The organism is Agrobacterium sp. ES01 (assembly GCF_050320885.1).
GTDB lineage: Bacteria > Pseudomonadota > Alphaproteobacteria > Rhizobiales > Rhizobiaceae > Allorhizobium.
In genome coordinates, this window is the sequence record NZ_JBNQTH010000018.1 from 1 (window position 1) to 1,515 (window position 1,515).

Consider the following 1,515-nt stretch of genomic DNA (forward strand, 5'->3'; position numbering starts at 1 on the left):
TGTCCGACATCAGCGCCTATGAGACAGAATTGGTTTAATTGAGAAGAGAGGATTTTCGGCTCATCGTAGCTCAATCAAAGGAAGCGAATATGAGACAGAAATCCGGGCCGCAGACATCGACGGCCGAGAAGACGATCAAGGACATCCGCCGCGCCACGCGCAAGCATCATTCTGCCGAGGACAAAATCCGCATTGTGCTTGAGGGGTTGCGTGGCGAGGACAGCATTGCCGCAATTTGTCGCCGTGAAGGGATTGCCGAGAGCCTGTATTATAGCTGGTCGAAGGAATTCCTCGAAGCAGGCAAGAAGCGGCTTGCGGGTGATACCGCCCGCTCGGCGACCAGCGACGAGGTCAAGGCGCTGCGCCGTGAAAGCCGCGACCTGAAAGAGGCGCTGGCTGATCTCACCCTGGAAAACCGCCTGCTCAAAAAAAGCATGATCGGGGATGGGGGCGACGAAGAATGAGATATCCCGCCACCGAGAAGCTTGAGATCATCCGGTTGGTCGAGCAGTCGCACCTGTCGGCCAGACAAACCCTAGACCGGCTCGGCATTCCAAGGCCGACCTTCTATCGCTGGTATGATCGTTTCCAGACCCACGGTGTCGAGGGTCTGGAAGACCGGACATCCGCGCCGTCACGAGTGTGGAACCGCATTCCCGACAATATCAGGGATCGCATTGTCACCATGGCGCTGGACCACGCCGATCTGTCGCCACGCGAGCTGGCGGTGAAGTTCACCGACACGGAAAGCTATTTCGTGTCAGAGGCTTCGGTCTATCGCCTGCTCAAGGCCCACGATCTGATCACGTCGCCAGCCTATATCGTCATCAAGGCCAATGACGAGTTCAAGGACAAGGCCACGCGGCCGAACGAGATGTGGCAAACCGACTTCACCTACCTCAAGGTCATCGGCTGGGGATGGTTCTACCTGTCAACGATCCTCGACGACTTCTCGCGTTATATCATCGCCTGGAAGCTATGCACCACCATGAAGGTGGACGACGTCACCGACACGCTCGATCTGGCGCTTGCTGCGTCAGGCTGCGACCGGGTCAGGGTCGAACATCGGCCACGCCTGCTGTCCGACAACGGCCCGTGTTACGTCGCCTCCGATCTCGGTGAATGGCTGGAGAGATTCAACATCGACCAGGTCCACGGCGCTCCGGGTCATCCGCAGACGCAGGGCAAGATAGAACGCTGGCATCAGACGTTGAAGAACCGCATCCTGCTGGAAAACTACTTCTTCAAGGAAGACCTTGAGGCGCAGATCGCGGCCTTCGTCGAGCATTACAATCATCGTCGATACCACGAAAGCCTCGACAATCTCACTCCGGCCGACGTCTACTTCGGACGCGGCCAGACCATCTTGCTCGAACGCGAAAGGATCAAACGCGACACCATCAGACAGCGCCGCTTGAACCACCAAGCCAAAGCGGCTTAAATCAACCCGCAAACCGAGCCGGAAACTCCATTCTTCCAAAGCCCAAAACGTCTCAAATCATTCGACGACGGACA

The 1,515-nt window shown here is 57.2% G+C and carries 1 protein-coding gene; it reads left to right on the forward strand.

What is annotated here, in order from left to right:
• The first annotated feature begins 89 nt into the window (after positions 1-89).
• A protein-coding gene (locus ACQQ2Q_RS22530; protein WP_428189336.1) for an IS3 family transposase occupies positions 90-1,441 on the forward strand; the annotation gives its coding sequence in 2 pieces (ribosomal slippage) (positions 90-426 and positions 426-1,441; 1,353 coding nt in all).
• Positions 1,442-1,515 lie beyond the last annotated feature (74 nt).